The sequence below is a fragment of the Bacillus sp. 196mf genome (genome assembly GCF_003217275.1).
Lineage (GTDB): Bacteria > Bacillota > Bacilli > Bacillales > Bacillaceae_G > Bacillus_A > Bacillus_A thuringiensis_S.
Genome location: NZ_QJTG01000003.1, coordinates 214,756 through 226,920, shown reverse-complemented (window position 1 = coordinate 226,920; position 12,165 = coordinate 214,756). Strand labels below are relative to the sequence as shown.

Below are 12,165 nucleotides of genomic sequence, written 5' to 3'. Positions count from 1 at the left end.
CTTCCTTCCTCTAATAATTCTATTTTTTAGGTACATATACTAAGTCATATCCATTGCGCCCAGCTTCATTCATACAATCTATTAACCGATAAGTACTTTCTGATTCGCGCTGCTCTTTAACAATACTTTTACAACTATCTTTATGTAACCCTTTATCCTTCCCAGCAAATTTGTCTTTTCTATTATCTGAAACATAAAATATATCGTTCCCACTATACTCTAACGTTTGAAAAATCGGGTCCCCTTCAAGGGTATACTGTACAATTCTTATTTTATCAACTTCCCTTTGTTCGACATTCAAAACGAAATTTTCAAATTTATCTAGATTGGAAATCCTGGTTCCCTTTACAATGACATCGTTCTTCTTATCAATTGTAGTGTTAGATGATGAGCATGCTACTAAACTAAAGAGAAATAGACATATAAAGCTGGTTCTTTTTTCTATTGTCATCCTCTCCTATAAAAATTATTTGTATACCAGAAAAGCTACTTTCAACTATGAAAGTAGCTTTTCTTTTCCTTTCTCCTTCTTCGGAAAAACCACATATGAAAATGAAATCGCTGTATCAACTAAAAATATAATTGCCCACACTTGGCTCACGCGACTTGCAGCTTTATTTAAAACGATTCCCGATTCTAACCAATTACCCCATTGTTCAAATGGAATAAATCCATACGCGAAGAAAAAGAATATGTGCACACCAACGAATAAAACAAGATGTAATACCCAATTTTTTATTTCCTGCTTTGCATAGGCCATACCTGTTAATTCTACCTGTTCTTCAATAATAGGCGCCGGTTCATTACGCCATTTCGCAACTAGCTTTTGCGCAAATATATCAAGCTTCTTCAAATCCTTTTTCCCGTAGAAAACCGCATACAGTAAAATAATTACAGTAATGATTTGAAAATTAGAGAACTTTCCTGTTTGATAATAGTCCACTGCCCCTAATGTTAAAATAAACACTTCATTTACGAGGAGTACAATCCCCATAATAAAGCTCGCCTTCTTCAAACGGAATCCGTAACGGAGTAAAAAGAAACCGATAGCCGATAACCAAAATACGATCTCTGCTCCAATTAAAAAATACCAACGATATTCTGCGAGTATGCTCATTTATCCTTCTCCCTTTCATCATAAATACGAAAAGCTTCATCCATATATAATAAAAACTCTTCTTCAATTGGATACATGCTCATTTTCTGTGAATCTTCCTTTGATTTTCTAACTTCCCATAACTTATCTAAAAACACTTCGTCACCATTAGCCATTTCTAAACACTTCTGCATTAATCTCTTCATTGCCCTTTGTACTTCATCACTAGTGGCTTCTTTACCCTCTTTCATAAAAATACGTAATTGCTTTAATAAATCTACCCATTCTAAAACATTCGGATCTTCCTCACTCATATTCGGCAAATTATGAAGCAACTTTTGTTCTTCCTTTGAAAATACTTCATTTTGAAATATTTCACGTATACGAGGAGACTGTTTTGAAAGCTGAATAAGTTCAAACATAACTTTCCAATCAAGTTCTCCCTCTACATCTACCGAATAAACAACCGCTTGTAAAACACGCTCCATTCGATTAAATTTCTTTTGTTCTTCCTGTACAAATCGAAGTTGGTTTTCAAGTGATTTTTTCAAATCCAGCTCACCTTTTACTAACATATTCGCAACTTCTTTTAATGAAAATCCCATTTCTTTTAAAAATAAAATTTGTTGCAAACGAATAACGTCAGCTTCACTATATAACCGATGCCCACCCTCTGTTTTTCCGCTCGGCTTTAATAAATCTATTTGATCATAATAACGTAGTGTACGTACTGTAACCCCTGTTTCTCTCGTCAATTCTTGTATTGAAATCACTACCATCACCTCTTCCCCCTCATTATAGAAGATGACGTTACGTAACTTTCAAGTGTTTTGTAAAAAAATACAAAAAGCTGTTATACAAAGTGTATAAACAGCTTTTATGGAAATAACCCCTTTTGTATGGCGCGCCCACAAAATAAAATAAGTGCTCCAACAACAACACTCGTTGCCGTTTTATGATAATGGGCTAATACTAATAAATAATACGATAAACCTACAGTACCAATCATAATACAAATACTTGGCACTGGATTACGAGAAAAGTTTTGCATTCCCCAAAGAAGCGCAAATATAGCTGTAGCGACACATAACACCGGTAATTCCATCCCAGTTCCCCTTTTTCTATCTATTATTCTTTGTTGCTAACACGCTCGTTGATGCGATACTTATTAATACACCAAAAATAGCAATATATAATAGCTCAGTTACATGTACTGCTTGCCTATCTAAATACTTATTTACACAAAGATACATAATAAACAAGAAAACGAAGCTTGTAATACAAATCGTAAAATATGACTTCATCTTGTTCACAACCCGCTCATCAATCGATGGTACTCCCTCTTCTTTCAAACGCTTCTGCTCTTTATATTCCGAAATTCCATATAAAATGACTAGCGCTACATTCGATATAAAAATAGTTCCCCACGAAATACTTAAAATCATTAAACTCGTATTTAAAAGAATTCCTGCTACAAGCAAACTCCCTACGAATCTCATGACCTCTCTCTTACTCATACATGATCAGCCTCTTTTCGATTTCTATATTTCCACTTCGGCCAATAGTTCACAAGAAAATACACCCACTACCCTAGTACAAATAAAACAAACGGCATACCAGCATTTCCATCAACAATTAAATTATATAAACTCCATATCGCTAAACTAATCGTAAAAAATAACCCTACATATTTAAACGCTTTATCTGACTGAAATCTCTCAAACTCATCCTGCATTTTTTATTCCCCCTATCGCTATGCTCGTTTTCCTACCATTTCTCTCCCCTTACTCCAGCGTAAAGATTTCCTCCACCTTCACTCCAAAATACTTGGCGATTTTTAAGGATAACTCTAGACTCGGATTGTAATGATGATTTTCAATCGCCACTATCGTCTGCCGCGTCACCTGCATCGCCTTTGCCATTTCAACTTGTGTTATATGATTTTGCTTTCTTAACTCTTTTATTTTATTTTTCACACCCATAGGATCCACCTTCAAAAGTAAAGATATCTTTACTTAAATTATAAATATTTTCCAGTTATAAGTAAAGATATCTTTACAAATTTTAGAAAAACGTTTCATTGAACATCTACCCTAACAAAGTACAAGAGTAATTCAATTTATATCAGCGATTTTTTAAATATATCAGCGCACCTTAAAATATATCGACTTACCGACAAATATCGAAATCAGTAGCACCATAAGCATAAGAAAGAAGCTGCCCCAAAATATCTTTTGGAACAGCTTCTTCGTCCTACTTACATAAATCCTAATCCCCATACAAGAACGTATCCAAGAACCGATAAGCAAACCGAGCCAATCAGCCCTGCCACAAATGCTTTACTTCCTAATTTACGGAAAGTTTTAAACTCTACATTTAAACCGAGCCCTGCCATCGCCATTGCGATTAGCATATAAGCAATGACAACAATGTACCCCGCAACAACTTCTGGAATAATCCCAAGCGAATGCACTGCACTCATTGCTAAAAACCCGAAGATGAACCACGGAATTGGAAGGTCGCGCCATGATCTTTTTTCCTCGCTACCTTCACTCTTACCAAACCATAATCCGATTAAAATCGCTACTGGTACAAGCATTGCAACGCGCGTTAGTTTCACGATAACTGCGATATCTACAGCCGTGCTTCCTCCTGGCGCCGCAGCCGCAATTACGTGAGCAATTTCATGCAGTGTCGCCCCTGAGAACACTCCATATCCGTATGGAGATAGACCAAGCACTGGATATAATAACGTATAAATAAGCGTAAATATTGTACCTAAAATTGCAATGATCGCCGCTCCAACTGCTGTTTCGTCATCTTTTGCTTTCACTTGCGGTGCAATTGCCACGACCGCGGCCGCGCCGCAAATTGCCGTACCGCATGCTGTTAAAATCCCAAGTTTCTTTTCTACTTTAAATACTTTCGTTAGTCCGTACACAACAAAAATAGTAAATGTAATAACAACCGCCGCGATGACCAATACTTTCGGCCCCGCCTTCGCAATATCAACAAGATTTAATCGCATTCCAAGTAAGATGATCCCAAAGCGCAGTAACTTCTTACTCGCAAAGTTCGTTCCTGCAATGGCATCATGAGGAACTCCAATTGCAGCGCGCCAAACCATCCCAATTAGAATAGCAATTACTAATTGTCCCATAATATTTAAAAATGGAAGCTCCGCTAAATATTTCGCGGCAATTGCGATTAATAATGTAATCCCAATTCCTTGCGAAAATCCAAAGCCCTTCTTCTTTTGTATAACAAGTGTTTGTTCCACCTTGTACCACCCCAATAATCGTATTGGAACATGCATGTTCTTTCTACTTACATTATAAGAGAGTTTCTATAATAAGTTTAATACCAATACCGAATCTCTATCATCAGAAATACTTATGATAAGATGATAGAACAGAAAGGAGCCCATTATATGAACGTAGACATTTTAAAAATTTTTGTTACTGTCGTTGAACAGAAACACTTCTCCCGTGCAGCAGAATTATTAAACCTTTCACAGCCCGGAGTAAGTATGCATATACGCAACTTAGAAAACGAATTTGGCACTACACTTATTCAACGCTCCCCGAAGCATGTCCAAGTTACGGAAGCTGGAAACATATTATATATACATGCAAAGCAAATGCTCTCTCTTTACGAAGATGCTAAGCAAGAAATTAATGAACTACATAACGTTGTAACAGGAACACTTCGCATCGGTGCTAGTTTTACAATTGGCGAATACTTACTTCCAAAAATACTCGCTAACTATGCGAATGAAAATCCACGCGTCGAAGTGCATACCTTTATCTCAAATACAGAAGAAGTTTTGCAAAGTCTTCGCTCTAATCAAATTGATATCGGCTTAGTGGAAGGGCAAGTCGTATACGCTGATGTTAACGTTGAAACATTTATGCAAGATGAAATGAAGCTCGTCGTTCCGCCAAATCATCCACTACTCCGCACAAAGGAAATAAATGAAAGCACACTCCAAGATCAAGTATGGGTACTAAGAGAAAGTGGTTCTGGTACACGCGCTTATAGTGACCGCTTTATTCATCAACACCATTTAAAAATGAAACGATTCTTTACATTCAGTAGTATCCAAAGCGTAAAGGAAGCTGTTAGTGCCGGTCTTGGCATCGCTATACTTTCTGATTGGACTGTACGGAAAGAGCTACTAGCAAAAGAACTATTCCACGTCGAAGTTCCAAATGAACAACTAATCCGTCCGTTCTCTATCGTTCGCGGCAAATATTTCATTCCATCTAAAGCCATTCAAGTGTTCTTAAATCATGTAAATTCTTTTGCGAAAAAACAGCATTGACCTTCACATTAGTGTGAAGGTTTACAATACATGTAAAAGGAGTGAAACACATTGCGAATTGGAGAATTATCAAAAGAAACTGGCGTTAGTGAAAGATCACTAAGACATTACGAAGAAAAGGGATTACTCCCTTCTAGGCGCCTCGCAAATGGCTACCGTGATTTTGATGAAAGTGCCATCGGAAAAGTGGAGCTTATTCAAATGTACTTACAAATTGGCTTAAATTTAGAAGAGACGGCAAGGATGCTGCGCTGCCTTGAAATTGAACCGCACCTGTACGACAATCCGTGCAGCAGTATCCTTACGCTTTACGAAGATAAACTCAATGAAGTAACAAAGCAAATCACATTACTTTCCAACATCCAAACGAATTTGCAAAAACACGTTTCACTCCTAAAACAAGCAAAAGAAAAGGGATGATTACATGTTTGTTATACATGGCAGTTCAAGACAAAACGGAAATACGGAAGCTTTAACACATATGATGATTGATGGAATTGAAACAGAACAAATTTATTTACGTGATCACACAGTCTATCCTATTACAGATAAGCGTCATGATGCAGAAGGATTCCAACCTGTAAATGATGACTACGAGCAGTTAACGAAACGCATGTTAGAGCACGACACAATTATCTTTGCTACACCATTATATTGGTACGGAATGAGTGGACATATGAAAAACTTTGTTGATCGCTGGTCACAAAGCTTGCGCGATACATCTCTTCATTTCAAAGAGAAAATGAAAGATAAAAAGATGTATGTTGTCATCGTTGGCGGGGATAATCCAAAGCTAAAAGCATTACCGCTTATTGCTCAATTCCAATATATCTTTGATTTTGTTGGTTCTTCATTTGAAGGTTATGTTATTGGAGATGCGAATGGGTTAGATGAAATTCAAAATGATGCTGAGGCGATAGCTAAGGCACAAGTTTATAATAACGAATTCAAAAATCACAAGCTGAAATAAGTTTGACAAACTATTTAGACTTAGCGACGCAAGAAGAATTAGAAATCATGTTACAAGAATACCCTGGTACAATACTTTTCATTAGCCATGATCGTGCCTTTATTCGCTCTGTTGCAGACCATATTCTACAAGTAGACGAGAGTGAACCAAGGGTATTCCACGGTAATTACGAACAATACACAAAAAGAACAACGGGGGATTCTGTAAACGTTACTGAACAAGAACTATTACGATTACAAACAAAACTAACAGAAATCATTGGCCGAGTTTCCATACAAAATCATCACGATGACATCACATCTCTCAACCAAGAATACGAAACATTATTAGTTCAAATACGGAAATGTAAAGAAGCGCTCTAATGTCTTCCCTATATATCGACGGGACCTTCCGCATTTCCCAAGAAATATTGAAACTTCGACATATAAAGTAAAAAGCCATGCATCAGCACGGCTTTTTACTTTATCCCGCATTAACGGGCAGTAAGACTCCCACCTCAAAATTCGGTTAAGGCAAAGAAGGTAGATGGGAGACCAACTGCCCGTAAATGCCCGATTGGTTCAACTAATAATCAGTGGGGAACAAACACCCCCACTGATTAAAGTTTCACTTTATATACGAACAGCAGTCCCGCTCACAGCAACCATTAGCATCCCTTCGCGAACTACCTCGTAATCCACGTCGATACCAACAATTGCATTTGCATTTTTTTGTCTTGCGAAAGTTTTCATCTCTTCCATTGCGATGTCACGTGCTTCTTTTAATTTACTTTCATAAGCACCCGCACGACCGCCGACAACGTCACGGACAGAAGCGAAGAGGTCACGAACGATATTCGCGCCCATAATCGCTTCTCCATTGACGATATCGATATACTCAATAATTTCTTTTCCTTGAATTGTAGACGTTGTTGTTACAATCATACTCTATAGCCTCCCATATGAGATTTTTACCTACTTATGGTGCACTAATTCAGTACAAATTATATTTACGAACTAAACTGAGCTTCGTATAACCTACTGTATCCTCCGCCTTGCTCAATTAATTCATCATGTGAACCTTGTTCTGCAATACCGTCTTTATTTACAACGACAATTCGATCTGCATTTTTAATCGTTGCAAGTCTGTGAGCGATAACTAACGTTGTACGGCCAGCTGCTAATTCAGCAAGTGATTTTTGAATTGCAAGTTCCGTCTCAGTATCTAGTGCGGAAGTAGCTTCATCTAGTATTAAAATTGGCGGGTTTTTCAAGAACATACGAGCAATTGCTAGACGCTGCTTCTGTCCACCAGAAAGTTTTACACCACGCTCACCGATAACAGTATCTAAACCGTCTGGTTGTGAGTAAATTAAGTCTTCTAACTGCGCACGTTTTACTGCCTGCCAAATTTCAGCTTCTGACGCCTTTAAGTTCCCGTAAGCAATATTTTCACGAATTGTTCCTGAGAATAAGAACACATCTTGCTGCACAATTCCAATTTGCTTACGAAGTGAAGATAATGTCATATCTTTCGTATCAATACCATCAATTTGAATTAATCCAGATGATTGCTCATAAAAACGTGGTAACAGGCTACATAACGTCGTTTTCCCTGCTCCTGATGGTCCAACGAACGCAACCGTTTCACCTGCATGTATGTTCAAACTAATATCATTTAAAATCGGTTCTTTATTTTCATATCCGAACGTAATGTTGTTATATTGAATATCACCATGTACCTGTTTAACTTCCATTGCATCTTTAGAGTCTACAATGTCAGGCTCTGTTTCAAGAAGCTCTACATACCTTTTAAAACCAGCGATTCCTTTCGGATAGCTTTCGATTACCGCGTTAATTTTTTCAATTGGACGGAAGAAAATATTCGTTAATAGAACGAATCCGATAAATCCACCGTATGTTAATTCTCCTTGCAGAACAAACCATGTACCGCATATTAATACGAAGAGCGTTACGAGACGCATGAGCATATAACTAATCGATGAATTTAAAGCCATAATTTTATACGCCATTAATTTCGTTGTACGGAAACGAGCGTTGTTCACAGCGAATTGCTCTTTCTCAAACTTTTCATTTCCGAATGCTTGTACAACGCGAATACCACCAACGTTGTTCTCAATACATGCATTGAAATCAGCAACGTCTGAGAATAAACGTCTAAATGTACCTGTCATTTTTTTATTGAAGTAAAGTGCTAACCATAATAGGAATGGAATGACGAAGAACGTTAATAACGCTAACTTCCAGTTGATCATCATCATAAATGAGAATGCCCCAACTAAAGTCATTACGGCGATAAATAAATCTTCTGGTCCATGGTGAGCAATTTCCCCAATTTCCATTAAATCGTTTGTAAGGCGCGAAATTAAATGACCTGTTTTATTATTATCAAAAAATCTGAATGATAGCTTTTGAATATGATCAAATAATTTCTGCCTCATATCTGTTTCAATGTTAACACCAAGCATATGTCCCCAATATGTAACGACATATTGTAAGCCTGCATTTAACATATAAACTGCGAGTAAACCGAAACAAGCCCATAAAATAAGCGTCCAGTTTTGCCCTGGCAATAACTTATCAATAAATTGATTTACGATAAGCGGGAAGCCGAGTTCTAATAATCCTGCGACAACCGCACAAGAAAAGTCGAGTATAAATAAACCTTTATACGGTTTATAGTACGAGAAAAATTTACGCAGCATATCTTACCTCCATTTTCCAAAATTAAAAAGACTCCCTAAATGATAACCATTATCAAATAATTATTCAAGTTATCCGTCTATAAAACTGAAAATAAGCTTTGCGATAGCTGTCGTTTTTGGCCGGAAAGTCGATATATTCGAATAATCGCCGATATATTTCGAGTTACGCTGATATATTTGCAAAATCGCCGATATAAATTTCATTTACTAACTACCCTCCCCCAAAAAAAAACAAAAAAGGTACCACCACAAGGTGATACCATTCCTTCTATTACATCGCTTCTGAATCCCACTCATGCTCCTGTTCAACGAATACAATACCTAATTCGTGATGTCCACCAGCATATAATGCAGTTTGTGCAAGACGAAGCTCACCATTTGTATCTAATACTTCTAATTTACAAAATGCTCCTGTCGTCTTCGTTTGAAGCGCATCATAAAATTCCTCGGCGCTTTTTGGAATGACTCCATTTACTTTCGTAATAATTTCTCCAGGCAGTAATTTCAGCTCTGCTCCAATTGTATTTGGAATTGTATCTAGTACAACGAGCCCATCATTGCGTGCAGCAAAATACGCTGGTCTTGTTTCATCGGCAATTTTCTCTTGCATCGAAATTGTGAAACGCCCAAGCATCGCGACTCCCATCGCGATAATTGCAAGTACGTGCCACCAGTAACTTGCGATTCCTAAAACGAGCACAAGTCCTGCTAATCCATAAACACGTCTTCCTGTAAATAATAAAGCTTCCGTCGGCTCATAACTTTTAATCTGTCTCATAAATCCAATTAAAAATGGAACGAGGAATAGAGAATATGTATTTGAACCTATTGAAACGACAGGCCACCATGAAATAAACTGCGTTACCGCATCACCCGGTACAAGAATAAAAATAGGAACGATCCATAAACGCTTTGATTCGTGTAAACCAATCTTTAATCCACGCTTCCCCTTCCTAATCTTCGGTGTAGAGTATCCTACCGCGTTTTTAGAAATCAATAAGCCTTCTACAATAAGCATAACGCCTAGTAAAATAGCAAGGGATACGATGGTATTCTCTTCACCTTCTCGAAGCTGTAAGAAGGAAACTGGTAGCTTAGAAGATAATAGAACACATACAATCGCAATGCTAAATGTATAAGCTGCCGATAAATATCGATACATAGCCGTTAATCCAAATAGTAATGTCCAAATTAAAATAGCCCATAAGCTTGCTTTAGAAACAACAAGTCCAAGCCCAATCGTAATAATAGATACTACTAATCCGTATCCAATCCCTGCAAATAGAGAGGTTCGCAGTTCAAACCAAATATCATAAACTTTAAAAGAAAAATCTTTTCGTTCTCTTAACATACGTAAGTATCCAACGAAGATACTACTTATTACAAATATATAGACAGCAGGGTGTAAGAAAAAACGTCCAACTGCCCGCATTATTTCAAAAATCCACGCCTCCACGAACTCATTCACCACCATTTATATCATTCTTTCTTTTTATATTATCACAACTAAACAAACGTTTGTTTAACACAAAAAAATACAGGCAGCAAACTGCCTGTATTTCTTCTTATTTTGCCATTAACTTTAATGCTGACTGTAATTGTAAATCATTTTCTCCAGAACGGATTTTTTCGATAATTTTAGTTTGAATCGCTTCGGCTGTCTTTTTATCAAGCTGTCCTGTCGCTTCCATCTCATTCGCATTTTGGAATGCTTTCAGCGCCGATTCTGTCTCTTTACTAAAGTATCCATCTTCACGACCTGGTACATACCCTAAGCTCTTAAGCATTTCTTGAGCATGTTTTACTTGTACATCATTTGAATTGTATGAAAGTGTTTTTTCAATTTGAATTGGTGTCGCATGATAATAATTTGGTTGCTTCACTTCTACTGTTGGTGCGATTCCTTTTTTATGAATCCAGTTCCCATCCGGTGTTAACCATTTAAACATTGTTAATTTAATGTTGCTGCCGTCTTTAAATGGAACAGCTTGCTGGACAGTACCTTTACCAAATGTTTTTTCACCAATTAAATCGTATCCTTCTCCTTCTTTCAGCGCACCCGCTAAAATCTCTGAAGCAGAAGCACTTCCATTATCAATTAATACTGAAATTGGATATGGTTTTCTCTCTTTCAGTTCCGTAGAGAATTTCTTCTTCTCACCATTTCGTTGCTCTACTTGTAGCATTGGCTTTTTATTCGTCATAATTTCCCCTAGTATATCTTCTACACTATTTAAATAGCCACCAGGATTACCACGCACGTCAATAACTAAGCCTTTTATATTTTTCTTCTCTAACTCTTTTAACTGATCCTTAAATTCCTTCGCTGTATTCTCAGCAAAAGAAGTGATTTGCATATAACCGATATCTTTTCCACTCTCTTGCTTCACAGAACTAAACACTGTAAAGATTGGAATCTTTTCACGCTTAATTTTAAATACAATCGGATCAGTTACTCCCGCACGTTTAATTTCAATTGCGACAGTCGTTCCCTTTTTACCACGAATTTTTAATACCGCTTCTTCACGTGATAAGTCTTTCACACTGTTTCCATCTACAGATAAAATTTGGTCATTCGGTTTAATTCCTATCTTTTCTGCTGGTGAACCTTTAATTGGCGATACGATAATAAGCTTATCGTCCGTCTTGTTCACCTCAGCCCCAATCCCCTCTAATTCAGGATCAAGCGATTCACTAAACTGTTTGGCTGTTTCTTTATCCATATACGTGGAATAAGGGTCCTTCAGCGTAGACAACATACCTTGTATTGCACCTTCAACTAACTTTTCATCTTTCACGTCTTCCACATAACGTGAATCAATTAGTGCATACGCCTCATTAATTTTTGCCAAATTCCCTTGCGCAGTGCTAGCATTCCCACTCGAAATTGTTTGCGTTACTTCTGCTGGGGTAACCCCAAATACAGACATGCCTGCAAACATTCCGCCAGCACCAATTAAAAATGCAACAACCATTCCAATAATTGCAACTCTACGTTTCAATGCGGAATTCCCCTTTCCAAAACACACAGGTGGTGTAGCAAAAGGCATCACACAGTGTGTGATGCCTTT

General features: G+C 37.3%; 16 protein-coding genes and 1 pseudogene. 4 read left to right on the top strand and 13 right to left on the bottom strand.

What is annotated here, in order from left to right; genetic code table 11:
• Positions 1 to 19: 19 nt before the first annotated feature.
• The 8 genes and pseudogenes from ATL10_RS07840 to ATL10_RS07805 form a co-directional block, all read right to left on the bottom strand.
• Positions 20 to 451, bottom strand: coding sequence for a DUF4362 domain-containing protein (locus tag ATL10_RS07840; protein ID WP_098566811.1), 432 nt, complete (start codon positions 449 to 451; stop codon positions 20 to 22).
• Between the two features lie 45 nt (positions 452 to 496).
• Positions 497 to 1,117 (bottom strand): hypothetical protein, encoded by a 621-nt coding sequence (locus ATL10_RS07835; protein ID WP_000025200.1) that lies wholly within the window; start codon positions 1,115 to 1,117, stop codon positions 497 to 499.
• Positions 1,114 to 1,875, bottom strand: a complete 762-nt coding sequence (locus ATL10_RS07830; RefSeq protein WP_141541731.1) for a MerR family transcriptional regulator — start codon at positions 1,873 to 1,875, stop codon at positions 1,114 to 1,116. Before ATL10_RS07830 ends, ATL10_RS07835 begins: the two co-directional genes overlap by 4 nt.
• A 98-nt stretch (positions 1,876 to 1,973) precedes the next feature.
• A complete protein-coding gene (locus ATL10_RS07825) occupies positions 1,974 to 2,201 on the bottom strand; it encodes a hypothetical protein (protein ID WP_069356499.1) in 228 nt (75 codons plus the stop codon).
• Positions 2,202 to 2,217: 16 nt separating this feature from the next.
• Entirely contained in the window at positions 2,218 to 2,613 is a 396-nt protein-coding gene (locus tag ATL10_RS07820; RefSeq protein WP_061667785.1) for a hypothetical protein, read from the bottom strand.
• A pseudogene (locus tag ATL10_RS07815) lies at positions 2,610 to 2,831 on the bottom strand (hypothetical protein). Before ATL10_RS07815 ends, ATL10_RS07820 begins: the two are co-directional and overlap by 4 nt.
• 49 nt (positions 2,832 to 2,880) lie before the next feature.
• The gene (locus tag ATL10_RS07810) at positions 2,881 to 3,078 is read right to left on the bottom strand and encodes a helix-turn-helix transcriptional regulator (protein WP_000538364.1); all 198 of its coding nucleotides are present in this window, start codon (positions 3,076 to 3,078) and stop codon (positions 2,881 to 2,883) included.
• Positions 3,079 to 3,353: 275 nt separating this feature from the next.
• A complete protein-coding gene (locus ATL10_RS07805) occupies positions 3,354 to 4,376 on the bottom strand; it encodes a YeiH family protein (protein ID WP_000438414.1) in 1,023 nt (340 codons plus the stop codon).
• 150 nt (positions 4,377 to 4,526) lie between these two features.
• On the opposite strand from ATL10_RS07805, the gene ATL10_RS07800 reads away from it, so the two are divergent.
• Genes ATL10_RS07800 through ATL10_RS07785 form a run of 4 tightly spaced genes read left to right on the top strand, consistent with a single transcriptional unit; the run spans position 4,527 to position 6,752 of the window.
• Entirely contained in the window at positions 4,527 to 5,420 is an 894-nt protein-coding gene (locus ATL10_RS07800) for a LysR family transcriptional regulator (RefSeq protein ID WP_053563369.1), read from the top strand.
• 51 nt (positions 5,421 to 5,471) lie between these two features.
• Complete coding sequence (locus ATL10_RS07795) at positions 5,472 to 5,840, top strand: MerR family transcriptional regulator (RefSeq protein WP_098235687.1); 369 nt, start codon at positions 5,472 to 5,474, stop codon at positions 5,838 to 5,840.
• 4 nt (positions 5,841 to 5,844) lie between these two features.
• Positions 5,845 to 6,390 carry a flavodoxin family protein gene (locus ATL10_RS07790; protein WP_053563368.1) on the top strand — a complete coding sequence of 182 codons (546 nt, stop codon included), beginning with the start codon at positions 5,845 to 5,847 and terminating at the stop codon, positions 6,388 to 6,390.
• 2 nt (positions 6,391 to 6,392) lie between these two features.
• Positions 6,393 to 6,752 (top strand): macrolide transporter, encoded by a 360-nt coding sequence (locus ATL10_RS07785; RefSeq protein WP_090978125.1) that lies wholly within the window; start codon positions 6,393 to 6,395, stop codon positions 6,750 to 6,752.
• Positions 6,753 to 7,001: 249 nt separating this feature from the next.
• Here ATL10_RS07785 and ATL10_RS07780 read toward each other — a convergent pair whose 3' ends face one another.
• The 5 genes from ATL10_RS07780 to ATL10_RS07765 form a co-directional block, all read right to left on the bottom strand.
• Entirely contained in the window at positions 7,002 to 7,313 is a 312-nt protein-coding gene (locus ATL10_RS07780; protein ID WP_000637523.1) for a heavy metal-binding domain-containing protein, read from the bottom strand.
• Between the two features lie 65 nt (positions 7,314 to 7,378).
• Complete coding sequence (locus ATL10_RS07775) at positions 7,379 to 9,094, bottom strand: ABC transporter ATP-binding protein (RefSeq protein ID WP_110496686.1); 1,716 nt, start codon at positions 9,092 to 9,094, stop codon at positions 7,379 to 7,381.
• Positions 9,095 to 9,163: 69 nt separating this feature from the next.
• Positions 9,164 to 9,298, bottom strand: coding sequence for a hypothetical protein (locus tag ATL10_RS31795; protein ID WP_254906602.1), 135 nt, complete (start codon positions 9,296 to 9,298; stop codon positions 9,164 to 9,166).
• A gap of 67 nt (positions 9,299 to 9,365) precedes the next feature.
• Complete coding sequence (locus tag ATL10_RS07770) at positions 9,366 to 10,568, bottom strand: PDZ domain-containing protein (RefSeq protein ID WP_097924524.1); 1,203 nt, start codon at positions 10,566 to 10,568, stop codon at positions 9,366 to 9,368.
• 91 nt (positions 10,569 to 10,659) lie between these two features.
• Positions 10,660 to 12,096 (bottom strand): S41 family peptidase, encoded by a 1,437-nt coding sequence (locus ATL10_RS07765; protein ID WP_000830318.1) that lies wholly within the window; start codon positions 12,094 to 12,096, stop codon positions 10,660 to 10,662.
• Positions 12,097 to 12,165: the final 69 nt, after the last annotated feature.

Excerpts from the sequence above, each read along its gene's own strand:
- ATL10_RS07840 (WP_098566811.1), bottom strand. The coding sequence starts at position 451 with ATGACAATAGAAAAAAGAACCAGCTTTATATGTCTATTTCTCTTTAGT.
- ATL10_RS07835 (WP_000025200.1), bottom strand. The coding sequence starts at position 1,117 with ATGAGCATACTCGCAGAATATCGTTGGTATTTTTTAATTGGAGCAGAG.
- ATL10_RS07830 (WP_141541731.1), bottom strand. The coding sequence starts at position 1,875 with ATGGTAGTGATTTCAATACAAGAATTGACGAGAGAAACAGGGGTTACA.
- ATL10_RS07825 (WP_069356499.1), bottom strand. The coding sequence starts at position 2,201 with ATGGAATTACCGGTGTTATGTGTCGCTACAGCTATATTTGCGCTTCTT.
- ATL10_RS07820 (WP_061667785.1), bottom strand. The coding sequence starts at position 2,613 with ATGAGTAAGAGAGAGGTCATGAGATTCGTAGGGAGTTTGCTTGTAGCA.
- ATL10_RS07810 (WP_000538364.1), bottom strand. The coding sequence starts at position 3,078 with ATGGGTGTGAAAAATAAAATAAAAGAGTTAAGAAAGCAAAATCATATA.
- ATL10_RS07800 (WP_053563369.1), top strand. The coding sequence starts at position 4,527 with ATGAACGTAGACATTTTAAAAATTTTTGTTACTGTCGTTGAACAGAAA.
- ATL10_RS07790 (WP_053563368.1), top strand. The coding sequence starts at position 5,845 with ATGTTTGTTATACATGGCAGTTCAAGACAAAACGGAAATACGGAAGCT.
- ATL10_RS07780 (WP_000637523.1), bottom strand. The coding sequence starts at position 7,313 with ATGATTGTAACAACAACGTCTACAATTCAAGGAAAAGAAATTATTGAG.
- ATL10_RS07775 (WP_110496686.1), bottom strand. The coding sequence starts at position 9,094 with ATGCTGCGTAAATTTTTCTCGTACTATAAACCGTATAAAGGTTTATTT.
- ATL10_RS31795 (WP_254906602.1), bottom strand. The coding sequence starts at position 9,298 with ATGAAATTTATATCGGCGATTTTGCAAATATATCAGCGTAACTCGAAA.
- ATL10_RS07770 (WP_097924524.1), bottom strand. The coding sequence starts at position 10,568 with ATGGTGGTGAATGAGTTCGTGGAGGCGTGGATTTTTGAAATAATGCGG.